At 67.9% G+C, this 16750-nt stretch carries 16 protein-coding genes; 8 read left to right on the forward strand and 8 right to left on the reverse strand.

Annotation, left to right across the window (positions count from 1 at the left end; translation table 11 throughout):
- Positions 1-80 precede the first annotated feature (80 nt).
- The 8 genes from PSQ40_RS02345 to PSQ40_RS02380 form a co-directional block, all read right to left on the reverse strand.
- On the reverse strand, positions 81-1352 hold the full coding sequence (locus tag PSQ40_RS02345) for an amidohydrolase family protein (RefSeq protein ID WP_273948447.1): 1272 nt from the start codon (positions 1350-1352) through the stop codon (positions 81-83).
- Positions 1353-1406: 54 nt separating this feature from the next.
- Positions 1407-2330 (reverse strand): ABC transporter permease, encoded by a 924-nt coding sequence (locus PSQ40_RS02350; RefSeq protein WP_273948449.1) that lies wholly within the window; start codon positions 2328-2330, stop codon positions 1407-1409.
- Entirely contained in the window at positions 2327-3388 is a 1062-nt protein-coding gene (locus PSQ40_RS02355) for an ABC transporter permease (protein ID WP_273948451.1), read from the reverse strand. Before PSQ40_RS02355 ends, PSQ40_RS02350 begins: the two co-directional genes overlap by 4 nt.
- Positions 3385-4944: an ABC transporter ATP-binding protein gene (locus PSQ40_RS02360; protein ID WP_273948453.1), complete on the reverse strand. Its 1560-nt coding sequence runs from the start codon at positions 4942-4944 to the stop codon at positions 3385-3387. Before PSQ40_RS02360 ends, PSQ40_RS02355 begins: the two co-directional genes overlap by 4 nt.
- Positions 4945-4953: 9 nt before the next feature.
- On the reverse strand, positions 4954-5922 hold the full coding sequence (locus PSQ40_RS02365) for a BMP family protein (RefSeq protein WP_409338541.1): 969 nt from the start codon (positions 5920-5922) through the stop codon (positions 4954-4956).
- 94 nt (positions 5923-6016) lie between these two features.
- On the reverse strand, positions 6017-6646 hold the full coding sequence (upp, locus tag PSQ40_RS02370; RefSeq protein ID WP_273926745.1) for a uracil phosphoribosyltransferase: 630 nt from the start codon (positions 6644-6646) through the stop codon (positions 6017-6019).
- A 463-nt stretch (positions 6647-7109) separates the two neighbouring features.
- Complete coding sequence (locus PSQ40_RS02375) at positions 7110-8081, reverse strand: threo-3-hydroxy-L-aspartate ammonia-lyase (RefSeq protein ID WP_273948456.1); 972 nt, start codon at positions 8079-8081, stop codon at positions 7110-7112.
- 43 nt (positions 8082-8124) lie between these two features.
- Positions 8125-9663: a helicase HerA-like domain-containing protein gene (locus PSQ40_RS02380; RefSeq protein WP_273948458.1), complete on the reverse strand. Its 1539-nt coding sequence runs from the start codon at positions 9661-9663 to the stop codon at positions 8125-8127.
- Between the two features lie 63 nt (positions 9664-9726).
- Here PSQ40_RS02380 and PSQ40_RS02385 point away from each other — a divergent pair, with 63 nt between their 5' ends.
- The 8 genes from PSQ40_RS02385 to rng all read left to right on the forward strand — a co-directional run bounded on the left by PSQ40_RS02385 (position 9727) and on the right by rng (position 16742).
- Positions 9727-10446, forward strand: coding sequence for a YebC/PmpR family DNA-binding transcriptional regulator (locus PSQ40_RS02385; protein ID WP_273948460.1), 720 nt, complete (start codon positions 9727-9729; stop codon positions 10444-10446).
- 8 nt (positions 10447-10454) lie between these two features.
- Positions 10455-11735 (forward strand): phosphoribosylamine--glycine ligase, encoded by a 1281-nt coding sequence (purD, locus tag PSQ40_RS02390; RefSeq protein WP_273948462.1) that lies wholly within the window; start codon positions 10455-10457, stop codon positions 11733-11735.
- Positions 11735-12670, forward strand: coding sequence for an oxygen-dependent coproporphyrinogen oxidase (gene hemF, locus PSQ40_RS02395; protein ID WP_273948464.1), 936 nt, complete (start codon positions 11735-11737; stop codon positions 12668-12670). Before purD ends, hemF begins: the two co-directional genes overlap by 1 nt.
- A gap of 8 nt (positions 12671-12678) precedes the next feature.
- Positions 12679-13275 carry a nicotinate (nicotinamide) nucleotide adenylyltransferase gene (gene nadD, locus PSQ40_RS02400; protein WP_273948466.1) on the forward strand — a complete coding sequence of 199 codons (597 nt, stop codon included), beginning with the start codon at positions 12679-12681 and terminating at the stop codon, positions 13273-13275.
- On the forward strand, positions 13275-13985 hold the full coding sequence (gene rsfS, locus PSQ40_RS02405; protein WP_273948469.1) for a ribosome silencing factor: 711 nt from the start codon (positions 13275-13277) through the stop codon (positions 13983-13985). The genes nadD and rsfS overlap by 1 nt, the downstream gene beginning before the upstream one ends.
- A gap of 11 nt (positions 13986-13996) precedes the next feature.
- Positions 13997-14464, forward strand: a complete 468-nt coding sequence (gene rlmH, locus PSQ40_RS02410; RefSeq protein WP_273948470.1) for a 23S rRNA (pseudouridine(1915)-N(3))-methyltransferase RlmH — start codon at positions 13997-13999, stop codon at positions 14462-14464.
- A gap of 75 nt (positions 14465-14539) precedes the next feature.
- Positions 14540-15160 (forward strand): Maf family protein, encoded by a 621-nt coding sequence (locus tag PSQ40_RS02415; protein WP_273948472.1) that lies wholly within the window; start codon positions 14540-14542, stop codon positions 15158-15160.
- A gap of 97 nt (positions 15161-15257) precedes the next feature.
- A complete protein-coding gene (gene rng / locus PSQ40_RS02420) occupies positions 15258-16742 on the forward strand; it encodes a ribonuclease G (protein ID WP_273948473.1) in 1485 nt (494 codons plus the stop codon).
- Positions 16743-16750 lie beyond the last annotated feature (8 nt).

Below are 16750 nucleotides of genomic sequence, written 5' to 3' on the forward strand. Positions count from 1 at the left end.
TTAAATTATCAGCTTTAAGTTTGCCAAATGGGTGCGACAAGCGAACGCAAACACGCTAAAGTGATGAGTTCGCTGATGATTCACAAGCGAAACGCGGTCTGCGCGGGCCGCCCTGGCAGCTTCAATTGGGTCGGGTTGGCGGGCGTTTCTGCGATGCACTGGCCGCGGCGGTAGACCCGCAGTCGGGCTGGTTTGAGGCGCAGGGCTTCCACCGGGTCGCGCGCATCGAGCAACACAAAATCGGCGTGGCAGCCCGCCGCCAGGCCGTAGCCCTCAAGGTGCAGCAGGCGCGCGGGCGCCGTGGTGATGGCCTCGAAACATTGGCGCATGGCGGCCTGGCTGGTCATCTGGGCCACATGCAGGCCCATCGACGCCACCTCCAGCAGGTCCCCCGAGCCGAGGCTGTACCAAGGGTCCATCACGCAGTCCTGGCCAAAGGCCACGGTCAGTCCGGCGGCCAACTGCTCGGGCACCCGGGTCATGCCGCGCCGCTTGGGGTAGCTGTCGTGCCGCCCTTGCAGCGTGATGTTGATCAGCGGGTTGGCGACCACGCCCAAGTCGGCCTCGGCCATCAAGGCCAGCAGCTTGCTGACGTAGTAGTTGTCCATGCTGTGCATGGAGGTCAGGTGCGAACCCGTCACACGGCCTTGCAGGCCCAGGCGCTGGGTGTGCAGGGCCAGGGTTTCAACGTGGCGCGACATCGGGTCGTCGGACTCGTCGCAATGCATGTCGACCAGCAGGCCACGCTCGGCGGCCAGTTCGCACAGCAGTTGCACGCTCTCGCTGCCCTGGGCCATGGTGCGCTCAAAGTGGGGGATGCCGCCCACCACCTCGACACCCAGGTCGAGCGCTTTCTGGAGGTTGCTCAGCGCGTTGGGGGAGCGCAGCACACCATCCTGCGGAAAGGCCACCAGTTGCAGGTCGAGGTAGGGCGCCACCTGGCGCTTGACCTGCAGCAAGGCCTGCACCGCCAGCAGGCGGTCGTCACAGACATCGACGTGGGAACGGATCGCCAGCAGGCCCCGTCCCACGGCCCAGTCACAGTAGCGCAGTGCCCGCTCGACGATGGCGTCATGGGTCAGGTGGGGCTTGAGCTCGCCCCACAGCGCGATGCCCTCGAGCAGGGTGCCGCTCTGGTTGATGCGCGGCTGGCCGTAGCTGAGGGCCGAGTCCAGGTGGAAGTGGGCGTCGACAAAGGGCGGGCTCAGCAGGCGGCCTTCGGCGTCCACGGTCTCGTGTGCCGGGGCGCGCAGCCCCGGGCTCACTTCGACGATCCGCCCGCCTTGCACGGCGATGGACTGGTCACGGCGGCCGTCGGGCAGGGTGGCGTTTTGAATCAGCAGGTCAAGCATGGGCGAGGGCGTTCGGTTGGCGGGCGGTGGGGCGGGGCGGAATGCGGTGGGCGCTCAGCGTTCGCCTTTCCGGTAGGGCTTCATGAGGGCTTGCGGGTAGCTGGCTTTGCGGGCCACCACGATCAGCGCCAGGATCGACAGCGCATAGGGCAGCATCAGGTAGAGCTGGTAGGGCAGGGCCGATGAGCCGGCCTGCTGCAGCCGCAGTTGCAGGGCATCAAAAAAGGCGAACAGCAGAGCCCCCAGCAAGGCTTTGCCGGGTCGCCACGAGGCAAACACCACCAGGGCGACGCAGATCCAGCCACGCCCGTTCACCATGTTGAAGAAAAAGGCATTGAAGGCCGACAGGGTCAGGAAGGACCCCGCCACCCCCATCAGGGCCGAACCCGCCACGATGGCCGCGGTGCGGGTGCGCGCCACGCTGATGCCCTGGCCTTCGGCGGCTTGGGGGTTCTCGCCCACCATGCGCAGGGCCAGGCCCGCGGGTGTGGCTTGCAGCCACCAGGCCAGCAGCGGTACGCAGGCCAGGGCCAGCCAGGTCAGCGCGGTCTGCCCCGACAGCACCGGAATGCCCCATTCTTGCAGCGGAGCAAAGGGGGTGATGGTGGGCGGTGTGCTGACCTTGGGAAAGCTCACCCGGTAGCCGTAGTAGCTCAAGGCGGTGGCCAGCAGCGTGATGCCCAGCCCCGCCACGTGCTGTGACAAGGCCAGCCCCACCGTCAGCGCCGCATGCAACAGGCCGAAGGCGGCCCCGGTCAGGGCCGCCACGGCGACGCCGCCCCACAGCGGCAAGCCCAGGTAAACTGCCAGCCAGCCGCTGAAGGCCCCGGCCACCAGGATGCCCTCGATGCCCAGGTTCAGCACGCCGGCGCGTTCGCACAGCAGCACGCCCAGGGTGCCGAAAATCAGCGGTGTGGCGATGCGCAGCACCGCGACCCAGAAGGCCTCGTGGGCCAGGATGTCGAGCCATTCGGTCATTTGAAGCGCACCCGGTACTGCGTCAGCAGCGTGGCCACCAGCACCGCGATCAGCGACGCGGCCACGATCACGTCGGCGATGTAGGTGGGCACGCCCACCACCCGGCTCATGCTGTCGGCCCCGACCAGCACGCCCGCCACGAACACGCTGGCCGCCAGCACCCCGAGCGGGTGCAGGCCGGCCAGCATGGCGATCACGATGCCGCTGTAGCCATAGCCTGGCGACAGATCCAGCGTGACATAGCTGGTGCGGCCCGCCACCTCGATGGCCCCGGCCAGCCCCGCCAGCCCGCCCGACAGCAGCGCCACCCACACCACGGTGCGCCCGGTGGGCACCCCGGCAAAGGCCGCCGCCCGTGCGTTGGCCCCGCTGGCGCGGATGTCGAAACCCAGCACGCTGTACTTCATGACGGCCCACAGCAGCAGGCTCAGCCCGCCGGCCATCAGCAGGCCGGTGTGCACGCGGGTGCCTTCGAGCAGGCGCGACAACTCCAGCTCCGCTTGCAGCGCCACGCTCTGCGGCCAGCCCAGTGCGCTGGGGTCTTTCATGGGGCCATCGAGCAGTGCCGACACGCCCAGCAGCGCCATGAAGTTGAGCAGCAGGGTGGTCACCACCTCGTCCACCCCGAGTCGGGCCTTGAGCAGCGCCGGCCCCAGCAGCAGCAGCGCCCCAGCCACGGCCGCGGCCAACAGCATCAGGGGCAGCAACACCGGCCAGGGCAGGGCCCAGCCACTGCCGCCGTGCAAGCCGCCCACGGCGACGGCCGCCAGGGCGCCGGCGTAGAGCTGCCCCTCAGCGCCGATGTTGAACAGGCGTGCCCGGAAGGCGACCGCTGCCGCCAGCCCGGTGAAGATCAGGGGCGTGGCGCGGGTCAGCGTCTCGCTCCAGGCGAAGACCGAGCCAAAGCCGCCCTTGAGCAGCAGCGCGTAGGTCGGGCCCACCGGGGCGCCGGCCCACAGCACCAACAGGGCACTGATCAGCAAGGTGACGCCGATGGCGCCCACCGGCGCCAGCAGCAGCGCCAGGCGCGAAGGGGTGTTGCGTTTCTCGAGTCTCATGCGGGCGCAGCGTTGAAGTCGTCGTGGGCGCCGGCCATGGCCAGGCCAATCGTTTCGCGGGTCCAGTCGTCGGCCGCCCGGGCCTGGCTCAGCCGGCCGTGGTGCAGCACCGCGATGCGGTCGCCCAGGGTCAGCACCTCGTCCAGGTCGTCCGAGATCAGCAGCACCGCCGACCCCGCATCGCGGGCCGCCAGCAACTGCTGCTGCACGTAGGCCACCGCGCCAATGTCCAGGCCCCAGGTGGGTTGGTGCGCCACGATCAGCGCCGGGGGCTGGCCGGCGACCTGGCCCGCCGGGGGCAGCAGGGCGCGCCCCAGGATCAGCTTTTGCATGTTGCCGCCCGACAGCGCGCGCGCCGGGCTGTGCGGGCCGCCACCGCGCACATCAAAGCGCGCCATCAGGTCTTGGGCCCAGGCCTGGGCCTGGGCGCGCCGCACCCAGCCCCAGCGGGACAGGGCGGGGCTGCGCAGGCGCTCGGCGACCGCGTTCTCCCACACGGGCAGGTCGCCCACCACGCCGACGCTGTGCCGGTCTTCGGGGATGCGGGCCACCCCCTGCTGCACCAGCCAGGCGGGCTGGGCGCGCCAGGGCTGGCCCTTCAATTGCACCTGGCCCGCGCTGGCGCGGCGGGTGCCGCACAGCAGCTCGGCCAGGGCCAGTTGCCCGTTGCCCGACACCCCCGCCAGGGCCACGATCTCGCCCGCGTGCAGGCTCAGGTTCACGCCGTCCAAGCGCTCGCGTTGGCTGGGGTCGGTGCTGACGCCTTGCAGGGTGCACACCGCCTCGCCACGGCGCTGGCTGGGGCGGCGCTGGGGCGCTGCCACCGCGTGGCCCACCATCCATTGCGCCAGCTGGGCTTGCTGGGTGCCGGCAGCGGGTGCCTGGGCCACCAGTCGGCCGCCGCGCAACACCGCGACGCGGTGCGACACGCGCAGCACCTCGGCCAGCTTGTGGCTGATGAAAATCACCGACAGCCCTTGCGCCACCAGTTGGCTCAGGGTGTCAAAGAGGGCCTCGCTCTCCTGGGGCGTGAGTACGGCCGTGGGTTCGTCCAGGATCAGGATGCGGGCGCCGCGGTACAGGGCTTTGAGGATCTCGACCCGCTGGCGCTCGCCCACCGACAGCTGGCCGACCCGCGCCTCAGGCTGCACCGCGAGGCCAAAACGCTGGGCCACGGCCAGCAGTCGCTCCCGGGCCTGGGCCCGGGCCGACCAGGGGCGCCATAGCGGCTCGGTGCCCAGGATCACGTTGTCCAGCACGCTGAGGTTGTCGGCCAGCGTGAAGTGCTGGTGCACCATGCCGATGCCGGCGGCCAGCGCGGCCTTGGGGTTGCCGGGGGGCAGGGGCCGGCCGTGCACGGTGATGTGGCCGGCGTCGGCGCGGTAGTGGCCGAACAGGATGGACATCAGCGTCGACTTGCCGGCGCCGTTTTCGCCCAGCAGGGCCAACACCTCGCCGGGGCCCAGGTCCAGCGAGATGTCGTCATTGGCCACCAGGGCGCCAAAGCGCTTGGTGATGCCCTGCAGGCGCAGCACGGGGGCGGACGCCTCGCTCATGCCAGGGGCTTATTTGGCCGTGGACTTGGGTTGGCTGTCGTCCACCGTGACGGTGAACTTGCCCGACAGGATCTCTGCCTCGCGGGCCTTGACCTTGGCGATGATCTCGGGCGGTACCTTTTTCTCGAAGGTGCCCAGCGGCGCCAGCTCGGAGCCCTTGTGCTTCATCATCGAGTAGGGGCCGTAGTCCTCGGCGCTGAACTTGCCCTCCTTGACCAGCTTGAGCGCGCGGTCGATGCTGGGCTCCATGTGCCACAGTGCCGAGGCGACCACCGTGTCGGGGTACTTGTCCTGCGTGTTGATCACATTGCCGATGGCCAGCTTGCCCTTTTCCTTGGCCGCGTCGCTGACGCCAAAGCGCTCGGCGTAGAGCAGGTCGACACCCTTGTCCATCATGGCGAAGCTGGCTTCCTTGGCCTTGGGCGGGTCGAACCAGCTGTTGATGAAGCTGACGCTGAATTCCACCTTCGGGTTGACCTCCTTGGCGCCCGCCATGAAGGCGTTCATCAGCCGGTTCACCTCAGGGATCGGGAAGCCGCCGACCATGCCGATCTTGTTGGTCTTGGTCATGCCACCCGCGACCAGGCCGCTGAGGTAGGCGGGTTCCTGGATGAAGTTGTCGAACACGCTGAAGTTCGGCGCCTGCGGCTTGCCCGAGGAGCCCATCAGGAAGCTGGTCTTGGGGAAGTCCTTGGCCACCTTGCGCGCCGCGGCTTCGACACCGAAGACCTCGCCCACGATCAGCTGGTTGCCCCCCGCGATGTACTCGCGCATGACGCGTTCGTAGTCCGCATTGGCCACGTTCTCCGACGCCTTGTACTCGATCTCGCCGCGGGCTTCGGCCGCCTTGAGGGCCTTGTGGATGCGGCTGACCCACTGCTGCTCAAACGGCACGGTGTAGATCGCGGCGACCTTGAGCTTGGCCTGGGCGTGGGCCGGCAGCGTGGACGCTGCGGCCAGGGCCGCGACGGTGGCCATCACTTGGCGACGGGACAAAACGGAACGAACGGACATGAAAGCTCCTTGACGAGGGGGGTGAAAGCTTCGCAGGCGTCGGCCCAGCAGGGGGGCCTTACTGGGTGCCGAAGATCCGGTCGCCAGCGTCGCCGAGGCCCGGCAGGATGTAGCCGTGTTCGTTGAGCTGGCGATCGATGGAGGCGGTGTAGATGGCCACGTCGGGGTGGGCGGCCTGCATGGCGGCCACGCCTTCGGGGCAGGTCAGCAGGCAGACGAACTTGATCGACTTGGGGTTCAGGCTCTTGAGCTTGTCGATGGCGGCAATCGCCGAGTTGCCGGTGGCCAGCATCGGGTCGACCACGATCACGTCGCGCTCGGTCATCTCCGAGGGCATCTTGAAGTAGTACTCGACCGGCTTGAGGGTTTCAGGGTCACGGTACAGGCCGATGTGGCCCACACGGGCCCCCGGCACCACGTTGAGCATGCCTTCGAGGATGCCGTTGCCGGCGCGCAGGATGGACACAAAAACCAGCTTCTTGCCGTCGATGACCTTGGCGGTCATGGTTTCCAGCGGGGTCTGGACTTCGATGTCCTGCAGAGCCATGTCGCGCGTGATCTCATAGGTCATGAGGCTGGCGAGTTCGCCCAGCAGGCGGCGGAAGCTGTTGGTGCTGGCTTCCTTGTTGCGCATCAGGGTCAGCTTGTGCTGCACCAGGGGGTGGTCGATAACGTGAACGTTGCTCATAAGAGGTCTCCAGGCAAAGGGGGATAGGGGTTCAAGCGAGCCGCCCGCTCCGGCAGGCCCCACGGTGCCCAGCCAGACTCAACGCAAGCCGTGTGCCAACGGGGGCCGCGGGCGGCCAGGAGCTGGGGTAGGGGGCGGTGCGCGGGGCGGGCGGCCGGCCTGAAGGGGCCTGGCCCGCCAAGGTCAAAGGGCGCGGGGCGCCCGCCGGGGCGGGGCCCCAGGCGGTGGCGGGCGCCTGTCGGCTCTGGTTGTCGCCGCAAGCAGGTCGCGCCGTGACGGGGTGCGCGCTTGAAATGCGCGCGGAGAATACCATGCTCATGCCCTTGGGTGGTGCCGAAAGGGCACCATTTTTGATCAAATGGTCAGAAATTGGCGGCGCGCCGTGCACCAGCGTGCAGCGCCCTGGGTCGGCATTGTGCGGGGGGCGCTGGCCGCTCGCACCGAGCGTTTGCCCGGGTGGACATCAGGCCGCGTCGGCGCCGCCGACCAGGCGTGCGTACTGCGCCAGGTCCACATTGCCACCACTGACGATCAGTCCCACACGGGCGCCGCGCAGGTCCAGGCCACCCTGATGGGCGCCCGCCAGGCTCAGGGCCCCGGTGGGTTCGACGACCATCTTCATGCGCTCGGCATAAAAGCGCATGGCCGTCACCAGCTGCGCATCGCTGACGGTCAGGATGTCGCTGACCTCGCGCTGGATGATGCCGAAGGTCAGTTCGCCCAGGTGCTGGGTCTGCGCGCCGTCGGCAATCGTGCGTGGCGGGGCAATGCGCACAATGTGCCCGGCGCGCAGCGACTGCTGACCGTCATTGCCCGCCTCGGGCTCGACCCCGTAGACCCGGCAGCCAGGCGACAAGGCACGCGCCGCCAGCGCGCTGCCCGACAGCAGGCCACCGCCGCCCAGGCAGACCAGCAGCACATCGAGGGGGCCCACCTCCTCGAACAGCTCTTTGGCGGCCGTGCCCTGGCCACACAGGACGTCGGCGTGGTCGAATGGCGGGATCAGCGTCATGCCGCGTTCTTCGGCCAGGCGGCGCGTCAGCGCATCGCGGTCCTCGGTGTAGCGGTCGTAGGTGATGACTTCGGCCCCATAGCCGCGCGTAGCGGCCAGCTTGGCGCTGGGGGCGTCCGCGGGCATGACGATCACCGCGGGCATGCCCAGTTCGCGCGCCGACAGGGCCACGGCCTGGGCGTGGTTGCCTGACGAGAAGGCAATGGCGCCGCGGCGCCGTTGCTCGGGCGTGAAACGGCTCAGCGCGTTGAAGCCCCCACGGAACTTGAAGGCCCCCATGCGCTGGTAGTTCTCGCATTTGAAGAACAACTGGGCCCCCAGCGCCTGATCGGCCTGTTGGGAGCGCAGCACGGGGGTGCGGTGGGCGTGGCCCGCGAGGCGCGCGGCGGCGGCCTCGACATCGGCGTAGCTGGGGAGGGTCATGGCGGGTGGGCTCCAGTGGGCGCGGATGGGTGGGGCGGGCGAGTCAGCGGCGCTTGCCGCCAAAAATGCCGCCCAGCACGCCGCGGATGATCTCCTTGCCCACCGTGGTGCCCATGGTGCGCAAGGCCGATTTGGCCAATGTCTGGGCCAGGCCGTCGCGGTGGCCGCCCCGTGGGCCGGTGCTGCCGAACAGCACATCGCTGAGCACCGAACCCAGGCCGCTGCCGGCCTCCCCGTTGCCAGCGCCGGGGTTCAGGCCGGGCAGGGTTGGCTTGCTGCCGTCCGGGGTGGGCGCTGGCGGGGCGCTGGCGGTGCGGCCCTTGAGCACTTCGTAGGCCGATTCGCGGTCGACCGCCTTTTCGTAAACACCAGCCACCAGGGAGTTCTGCAGCAGCGCCTGGCGCTGGGCCGGGGTGATGGGGCCGATCTGGCTGCCCGGCGGCAGCACGTAGACGCGCTCGGTCTCGGTGGGGCGGCCTTTGGCGTCAAGCAGGCTGATCAGGGCTTCGCCCACCCCCAGTTCGGTGATGGCCGCCTCGATGTCCAAACCGGCCTTCGGGCGCATGGTCTGGGCCGTGGCTTTGACCGCTTTTTGATCGCGCGGGGTGAAGGCGCGCAGCGCGTGCTGCACCCGGTTGCCCAACTGGGCCAACACGGTGTCGGGGATGTCGAGCGGGTTTTGCGTCACGAAGTACACCCCCACGCCCTTGGACCGCACTAGGCGCACCACGAGCTCAATGCGCTCGATCAGCACCTTGGGGGCCTCGTTGAACAGCAGGTGGGCCTCGTCGAAGAAGAACACCAGCTTGGGCTGATCGGGGTCGCCGATTTCGGGCAACTGCTCAAACAGCTCAGACAGCATCCACAGCAGGAAGGTCGCGTACAGGCGCGGCGAGTTCATCAGCTTGTCGGCCGCGAGGATGTTGACCACGCCCTGGCCGTCCACGGTCTGCATCAGGTCGCTGATGTTGAGCATGGGCTCGCCAAAGAAGCGGTCGCCGCCCTGGGTCTCGATCTGCACCAGGCCGCGCTGAATGGCGCCCACGCTGGCGGCGCTGATGTTGCCGTAGCTGGTGGTGAACTCGGACGCGTGCTCGGCCACATGCTGCAGCATGGCGCGCAGGTCCTTGAGGTCGAGCAGCAGCAGGCCGTGGTCGTCGGCGATCTTGAACACCAGGTTCAGCACGCCACTCTGCGTCTCATTGAGGTTGAGCATGCGGCCCAGCAGCAGCGGCCCCATGTCCGACACCGTGGCGCGCACCGGGTGGCCCTGCTCGCCAAACACATCCCACACGGTGGTGGGGCAGGCCAGGGCGGTGGGGGCGGGCAGGCCACGCTCTTGCAGGGCGGCGGCCAGCTTGTCGCTGAGGCGGCCGGCCTGGCTGAGGCCCGTCAGGTCTCCCTTCACGTCGGCCATGAACACCGGCACGCCGATCTTGGAAAAGCCCTCCGCCAGGGTTTGCAGCGTGACGGTTTTGCCCGTCCCGGTGGCCCCGGTGATCAAGCCGTGGCGGTTCGCCAGGCCGGGCAGCAAGTGGCATTGGGCGTGGGCATTTTGGGCAATCAGGATCGGGTCGGCCATGGGTGGGTGTGCGAAAAGTAAAATCAGGCCAGTAGATTAAACAATTAATGAAGGAACTCACCCGTGGCTGGACACAGTAAATGGGCCAACATCCAACACCGCAAGGGCCGTCAGGACGAAAAGCGCGGCAAGGTCTGGACCCGCGTCATCCGCGAAATCATGGTGGCTGCCCGCACCGGCGGCGGTGACCTGAGCGCCAACCCCCGTCTGCGCCTGGCCGTGGACAAGGCCAAGGCCGCCAACATGCCGGCCGACACCATCAAGCGCAACATCGACAAGGCCACGGGCAACCTCGAGGGCGTGAGCTACGAAGAAATCCGCTACGAGGGCTACGGCATCGGTGGCGCGGCCATCATCGTCGACACGATGACCGACAATCGGGTTCGCACCGTGGCTGAAGTGCGCCATGCCTTCAGCAAGCACGGCGGCAACATGGGCACCGAAGGCTCGGTGTCGTTCCAGTTCAAGCACTGCGGACAGTTGATTTTTGCCCCCGGCACCAGCGAAGACAAGGTCATGGAAGTGGCCCTCGAAGCTGGCGCCGAGGACGTCATCACCGACGAGGACGGCGCCATTGAGGTGCTGACCGCGTTCGGCGATTTTGAGTCGGTCAAGAATGCACTGGAGGCCGCGGGCCTCCAACCCGAGGTGGCGGAAGTCACCATGCGGGCCGAAAACACCATCGAGCTGGCCGGCGAAGACGCGGCCAAGATGCAAAAGCTGCTCGATGTCCTTGAAGACCTGGACGATGTCCAGGAGGTCTACCACAACGCGGCACTGTAAAAGCAAGCATGAAAGTTCTAGTCATTGGCGGCGGTGGCCGCGAACACGCTCTGGCGTGGAAGCTCAACCAGTCGCCCAAGGTGCACAAGGTGTACGTGGCCCCCGGCAACGGTGGCACGGCCTTGGACAGTCGCCTGGTCAACGTGCCCATCACCGATGTGAAGGCACTGCGCGAGTGGGCGCAGGCGGAGAAGATCGGTCTCAGCGTGGTGGGCCCCGAGGCCCCGTTGGCGGCCGGTGTGGTGGACGAATTCCGCGCCCACGGCCTGCGCATTTTTGGTCCGACCAAGGCCGCCGCGCAGCTGGAGAGCTCGAAGGCGTTTTCCAAGGCCTTCATGAAGCGCCACGGCATCCCGACCGCCGAGTACGAGAGCTTCACCGATGCCGCGTTGGCCCACGCCTATGTGGACGCCAAGGGCGCGCCCATCGTGGTCAAGGCCGACGGCCTGGCCGCCGGCAAGGGCGTGGTGGTGGCCATGACGGCCGCCGAAGCCCATGAGGCGATTGACTTCATGCTGCTCGACAACAAGCTGGGGGTGGTGCACAACGATGGCGGCGCACGCGTCGTGATCGAAGAATTCCTGCAAGGCGAAGAAGCCAGCTTCATCGTGCTGTGTGACGGCAAGAACGTCACCGCCCTGGCCACCAGCCAGGACCACAAGCGCCTGCTTGATGGCGACGAAGGCCCCAACACCGGCGGCATGGGCGCGTATTCGCCGGCGCCCGTGGTGACCGCCGACGTGCACGCCCGCGCCATGCGCGAGATCATCCTGCCCACCATCCGTGGCATGGAAAAGGACGGCATCCCCTACACCGGCTTCCTGTACGCCGGCCTGATGATCGACGCCCAGGGCCGCCCCAAGACGCTTGAGTTCAACTGCCGCATGGGCGATCCCGAGACCCAGCCCATCATGATGCGCTTGAAGAGCGACCTGTCGGATGTGCTGTCGGCCGCGGTCGACGTCAAGCTTGACCAGGTCGAGCTGCAGTGGGACCGCCGCACCGCGCTTGGCGTGGTGATGGCCGCCCACGGCTACCCCATGACCCCGCGCAAGGGCGACGTCATCACCGGCCTGCCCGCGGAGGCCGACGACGCGATGGTGTTCCATGCGGGCACCGAGCTGAAGGACGGCGAAGTCCGTGTCACCGGCGGCCGCGTGCTGTGCGTGACGGCCTTGGCCGACAGCGTCAAGCTGGCCCAGCAGCGCGTCTATGAAGTCGCTGCGGGCATCCATTTCGACGGTGCTCAGTACCGCCGTGACATCGGCTACCGGGCCCTCAAGAGCTGATGAGCACCGCGACCTCTGTGGAAGCCGTCAGCGCCTGGTTTCAGGGGCTGCAGGCTCGCATCACCGACGCGGTGGAGGCGCAGGAGCGCGCAGGCGGGGGCACGGCCACCTTCCTGGCCGACGCCTGGCACAAGCCCGAGGGCGAAAAACTGCAGGGCCAGGGGCTGACCAAGATCCTCGAAGGCGGCACCGTGTTCGAGCGCGCGGGCTGTGGTTTTTCGCATGTGCGGGGCCCCCAGCTGCCGCCATCGGCCACCCAGCACCGGCCTGAACTGGCCGGCGCCCCGTTTGAAGCCATGGGCGTGTCGCTGGTGTTCCACCCGCGCAACCCCTATGTGCCCACGGTGCACATGAACGTGCGCATGATCGCCGCCACACCTGCTGGCCAGGCCCCGGTGTGCTGGTTTGGCGGTGGCATGGACCTGACGCCGTACTATGGTTACGACGAGGACGCACGCCATTTCCACGGCGTGTGCCGCGACGCCCTGGCGCCGTTTGGCGACGACAAATACCCGCGCTTCAAGGCCTGGTGTGACGAGTACTTCTTCCTGAAGCACCGGCAAGAGGCCCGCGGTGTGGGCGGCGTGTTCTTTGACGACTTCTCGGCGCTCGGCTTCGAAGGCAGTCTGGCCATGACGCAGGCGGTGGGCGATGCCTTTTTGCAGGCCTACCTGCCGATCGTCGAACGCCGCCGCGACCAGCCCTACGGCGAGCGCGAGCGCGAGTTCCAGCTTTACCGGCGGGGCCGCTACGTCGAGTTCAACCTGGTCTGGGACCGCGGGACGCACTTTGGCCTGCAGTCGGGCGGTCGCACCGAATCGATCCTGCTGTCCATGCCGCCGCTGGCGAGCTGGTCCTACCAGCGCCAGAGCGAGCCGGGCTCGCACGAGGCGCAATTGACCGAGCATTTCCTGGTGCCCAGGGCGTGGGTCTGAGCCAGCGCGTGACCCGCATCGGGGTGTTTGGCGGCGCTTTCGACCCGCCGCACCTGGCCCATGTGGCGCTGGCCCGCGAGGCGCTGGCGCAACTGGGTCTCAGCCGGCTGCACATCCTGCCCACCGGGCGACCCGCCCACCGCAGCCGCCCGGTGACGGCGGGCGAGCACCGGTTGGCCATGGCCCGGCTGGCCTTTGCCGAACTGCCCGAGGTGGTGGTGGACGCGCGCGAGTTTGCGCGCGCCGGCCCCAGCTACACCGTCGACACCCTCGACGAATTGCAGCGCGAGTACCCCGAAGCGCAGCTGGTGCTGATCATCGGTGGCGACCAGGCGGCCGCCTTCGCCCAGTGGCACCGGTATCAGGACATTTTGCACAAAGCTATAATTTCGGTAGCTGGCCGCGAAAATTCTGCGAAGGCCGGCGGTCTATTTGAGCTCCAGCATCTCCCGGGAGGGCGATGGGAGCCGCTGCAATGGCCCCTCATGTCCGTGAGTGCAACGGACATCAGGTGGCGCGTCGCCTCAGGTTTGGACATTCACCATCTGGTTCCGGCCGGCGTTGCGCGCTATATTGAACAACATCATCTTTACAAATCCGCCTGATGACCACCTCCACGGACTCCACCGCCAAAAAAGACATCCAGAAACTCCAGCGGGCCATCGTCGATGGCCTGGAGGACGTGAAGGCCCAAGACATTCAGGTGTTCAACACCGAAGCCCTGTCGCCGCTGTTCGAGCGCGTGATCGTGGCCTCGGGCACGTCGAACCGCCAGACCAAGGCGCTGGCCGCCAGCGTGCGCGATGCCGTGCGTGAAGCCGGCTTCAACAAGCCGCGCACCGAAGGCGAAGAAAACGGCGAATGGATCATCGTGGACTGCGGCCAAGCCGTGGTGCATGTGATGCAACCCGCGATCCGCCAGTACTACCGCCTTGAAGAAATCTGGGGCGCGACCCCGGTGCGCCTGAAGCTCGGTGCGCCCAAGCCCGAAGTGCAAGCCAAGCCGGCGGCCAAGAAGACCGCCGCCAAGAAGGTTGCCGCGAAGAAGGCGGAACCCGCTGCCACGACCCCGGCCAAGGCCGCCGCCCAAGCGGCCAAGGCCCAGAAGGCCGAGAAGGCTGCACCGACCAAGACCACCCCGGCCAAGGCTGCCAGCAAGACCGCGGCCAAGACCGCTGCCGCCAAGACCCCGGCCGCCAAGAAGTCGGCACCGATCAAGGTGGTGAAGGTTGGCACGCCGGTCGCCGGCCTGCCCAAGGCGGGGGCGCGCAAGACGGCCGCGGCGCCGGCCCGCAAGAAGCCCGCCAAGGGCTGATCCCGCGCACCATGAAGTTGCTGATCGTGGCGGTCGGGCAGCGCGTGCCCGACTGGGCCCAGACGGCCTGGGACGACTACGCCAAGCGCTTTCCCTTTGAGTTGAAGGTGGAACTCAAGGCGGTCAAGACCGAGCCGCGCGGCTCCAAGACGCTCGAGACCCTGTACGCCGCCGAGCGCGAGCGCATCGAGGCGGCCATCCCGCGTGGCACCCGCATCGTGGCGCTGGACGAGCGCGGCACCTCGCTGACCACGCTGGCCCTGGCCAGCAAGCTCAAGCACTGGCAGCTGGAGGGCGATGACGTGGCCCTGGTGATCGGCGGTCCTGACGGGCTGGACCCGGCGTTCCGGCAGGCCGCGCACGAGCGCATCCGCCTGTCTGACCTGACCCTCCCGCACGCCATGGTGCGCGTGCTGCTGATCGAGCAGCTGTACCGCGCCTGGTCGGTCAACGCCGGCCACCCCTACCACCGCGAGTGAAGCCCGCCTTTGGCCCGCCCCCCTGGGGCTTGGGGTCGCAGGCGAGGCCTGTCTGTATTTTGGCTGGAGGCCCCGATGGCAAAGTCTGATTTCATTTACCTGGCTTCGCAAAGCCCGCGCCGGCGCCAGCTGCTGGAGCAACTGGGCGTGCGCCACGAACTGCTGCTGCCCAATGTGGACGGCGACCTGGAGGAGGATGCCGAAGGCCTGGAGGCGGTGCGCCCCGGCGAGGCCCCGGCCCGCTACGTGGCGCGCGTCACCGGCCTGAAGCTTGACGCCGCGCTGGCCCGCTTGAAGCGCCGCGGCCTGCCCAGTGTGCCGGTGCTGTGCTCGGACACCACGGTGGCCTTGGGCCGCCGCATCTATGGCAAACCGGACGACGAAGCCCATGCCCGCGCCATGCTGACCGAGCTGGCGGGCCGCACGCACCGCGTGCTGACCGCCGTGGCGGTGCAGCAGGGCCGGCGCCGTGTCACCGCGCTCAGCGAGTCGAGGGTGACGTTCGCCCCCATGACGCCGGCCCAGATCAAGGCCTATGTGGCCACGGGCGAGCCGATGGGCAAAGCCGGCGCCTACGGTGTGCAGGGGCGGGCCGCGGCCCACATCGCGCAGCTCAGTGGCAGCTATTCGGGCATCATGGGCCTGCCGGTGTTCGAGACCGCCGAGCTGCTGCGCTCGCTGGGCTGGAGGCTCTGAGTGCCGGCGCTCAATGCGCCCCTTTGCTGGCGCTGAACGCCCCCTTTGAGAGCGTTGAGCGCGCTCCTTTTCGCGCCCCCATTTTGGAGACTGCCCCATGCAACAAGACATCCTGATCAATTGGTCCCCCCAGGAAACCCGGGTCGCCGTGATCGAGAACGGCGCTGTGCAGGAGATGCACATCGAACGCCCGTTGGAGCGCGGCCTGGTGGGCAATGTGTACCTGGGCAAGGTGACCCGGGTGCTGCCGGGCATGCAGTCGGCTTTCATCGACATTGGCCTGGACCGCGCGGCCTTTTTGCATGTGGCCGACGTCTGGCAAAAGCACGTCGACGGCGAAGCGCCGCCGTCACGCCAAAGCCAGCCGCTGGTGCCGATCGAGCGCCAGGTGTTCGAAGGTCAGGCGCTGATGGTGCAGGTCATCAAGGACCCCATCGGCACCAAGGGGGCGCGCCTGTCGACCCAGATCAGCATCGCGGGCCGCCTGCTGGTGTTTTTGCCGCAAGACGAACACGTCGGCGTGTCCCAGAAGATCCCGACCGGCGAGCGTGAGGCCTTGCGGGCCCGCTTGCAGGCGCTGGTGGGCGACAAGGCCACGGGCGGCGGCGGGGGCTTCATCCTGCGCACCAACGGCGAAGACGCGAGCGACGCCGAGCTGGCCGATGACATCGCCTACCTGCGCAAGGCCTGGGCCCGCACCAAGGACGCCTCGCTGCGCCTGCCGCCGGCCTCGCTGCTGCACGAGGACCTGAACCTGCTGCAGCGCGTGCTGCGCGACCTGGTCGGTGAGCAGACGCAGACCATCCGCATCGACTCGAAAGAGCAGTCCGACAAGCTGCGCGCCTTTGGCCAGGAATTCATGCCTTCGGCGGTGGCCAAGCTACAGCATTACAAGGGCGAGCGGCCGATTTTTGACCTGTACGGGGTCGAAGAAGAAATCGCCCGCGCCTTGGGGCGGCGGGTGGACCTGAAATCGGGCGGTTACCTGATCGTGGACCAGACCGAGGCCCTGACCACGGTCGACGTCAACACCGGCGGCTATGTGGGGGCGCGCAATTTTGACGACACCATCTTCAAGACCAACCTGGAGGCCGCGCAGGCGATTGCGCGCCAGCTGCGCTTGCGCAACCTTGGCGGCATCATCATCGTGGACTTCATTGACATGGCGCGCGAGGACCACCGGGAGGCGGTGCTGGCGGAGTTCCGCAAGCAGCTCGGCCGCGACCGCGTCAAGACCATGATTGGCGGCTTCTCCCAGCTGGGCCTGGTCGAGATGACCCGCAAGCGCACCCGCGAGTCGCTGGCTCACATGCTGTGCGAGCCCTGTTCGCTGTGCCACGGCTCGGGCCAGGTCAAAACCCCGCGCAGCGTGAGCTATGACATCCTGCGCGAGATCCTGCGCGAAGCGCGCCAGTTCAACCCGCGAGAGTTCCGCATCGTCGCCTCGCCCAATGTGGTGGAGCTGTTCCTCGACGAGGAAAGCCAGCACCTGGCGGGCTTGTCGGACTTCATTGGCAAGCCGATTTCGCTGCAAGCCGAAAGCGCCATGGGGCAGGACCAGTACGACATTGTGTTGTTGTGACAAGGACG

It is taken from the genome of Curvibacter cyanobacteriorum, assembly GCF_028649475.1.
GTDB lineage: Bacteria > Pseudomonadota > Gammaproteobacteria > Burkholderiales > Burkholderiaceae_C > Curvibacter > Curvibacter cyanobacteriorum.

Coding starts and splice junctions, on each gene's coding strand:
- PSQ40_RS02355 (WP_273948451.1), bottom strand. CDS start 3,388: ATGAGACTCGAGAAACGCAACACCCCTTCGCGCCTGGCGCTGCTGCTG.
- PSQ40_RS02415 (WP_273948472.1), top strand. CDS start 14,540: ATGGCAAAGTCTGATTTCATTTACCTGGCTTCGCAAAGCCCGCGCCGG.
- hemF (WP_273948464.1), top strand. CDS start 11,735: ATGAGCACCGCGACCTCTGTGGAAGCCGTCAGCGCCTGGTTTCAGGGG.
- PSQ40_RS02375 (WP_273948456.1), bottom strand. CDS start 8,081: ATGACCCTCCCCAGCTACGCCGATGTCGAGGCCGCCGCCGCGCGCCTC.
- rlmH (WP_273948470.1), top strand. CDS start 13,997: ATGAAGTTGCTGATCGTGGCGGTCGGGCAGCGCGTGCCCGACTGGGCC.
- PSQ40_RS02365 (WP_409338541.1), bottom strand. CDS start 5,922: ATGGCCACCGTCGCGGCCCTGGCCGCAGCGTCCACGCTGCCGGCCCAC.
- purD (WP_273948462.1), top strand. CDS start 10,455: ATGAAAGTTCTAGTCATTGGCGGCGGTGGCCGCGAACACGCTCTGGCG.
- rng (WP_273948473.1), top strand. CDS start 15,258: ATGCAACAAGACATCCTGATCAATTGGTCCCCCCAGGAAACCCGGGTC.
- PSQ40_RS02350 (WP_273948449.1), bottom strand. CDS start 2,330: ATGACCGAATGGCTCGACATCCTGGCCCACGAGGCCTTCTGGGTCGCG.
- PSQ40_RS02360 (WP_273948453.1), bottom strand. CDS start 4,944: ATGAGCGAGGCGTCCGCCCCCGTGCTGCGCCTGCAGGGCATCACCAAG.
- PSQ40_RS02345 (WP_273948447.1), bottom strand. CDS start 1,352: ATGCTTGACCTGCTGATTCAAAACGCCACCCTGCCCGACGGCCGCCGT.
- PSQ40_RS02380 (WP_273948458.1), bottom strand. CDS start 9,663: ATGGCCGACCCGATCCTGATTGCCCAAAATGCCCACGCCCAATGCCAC.
- upp (WP_273926745.1), bottom strand. CDS start 6,646: ATGAGCAACGTTCACGTTATCGACCACCCCCTGGTGCAGCACAAGCTG.
- rsfS (WP_273948469.1), top strand. CDS start 13,275: ATGACCACCTCCACGGACTCCACCGCCAAAAAAGACATCCAGAAACTC.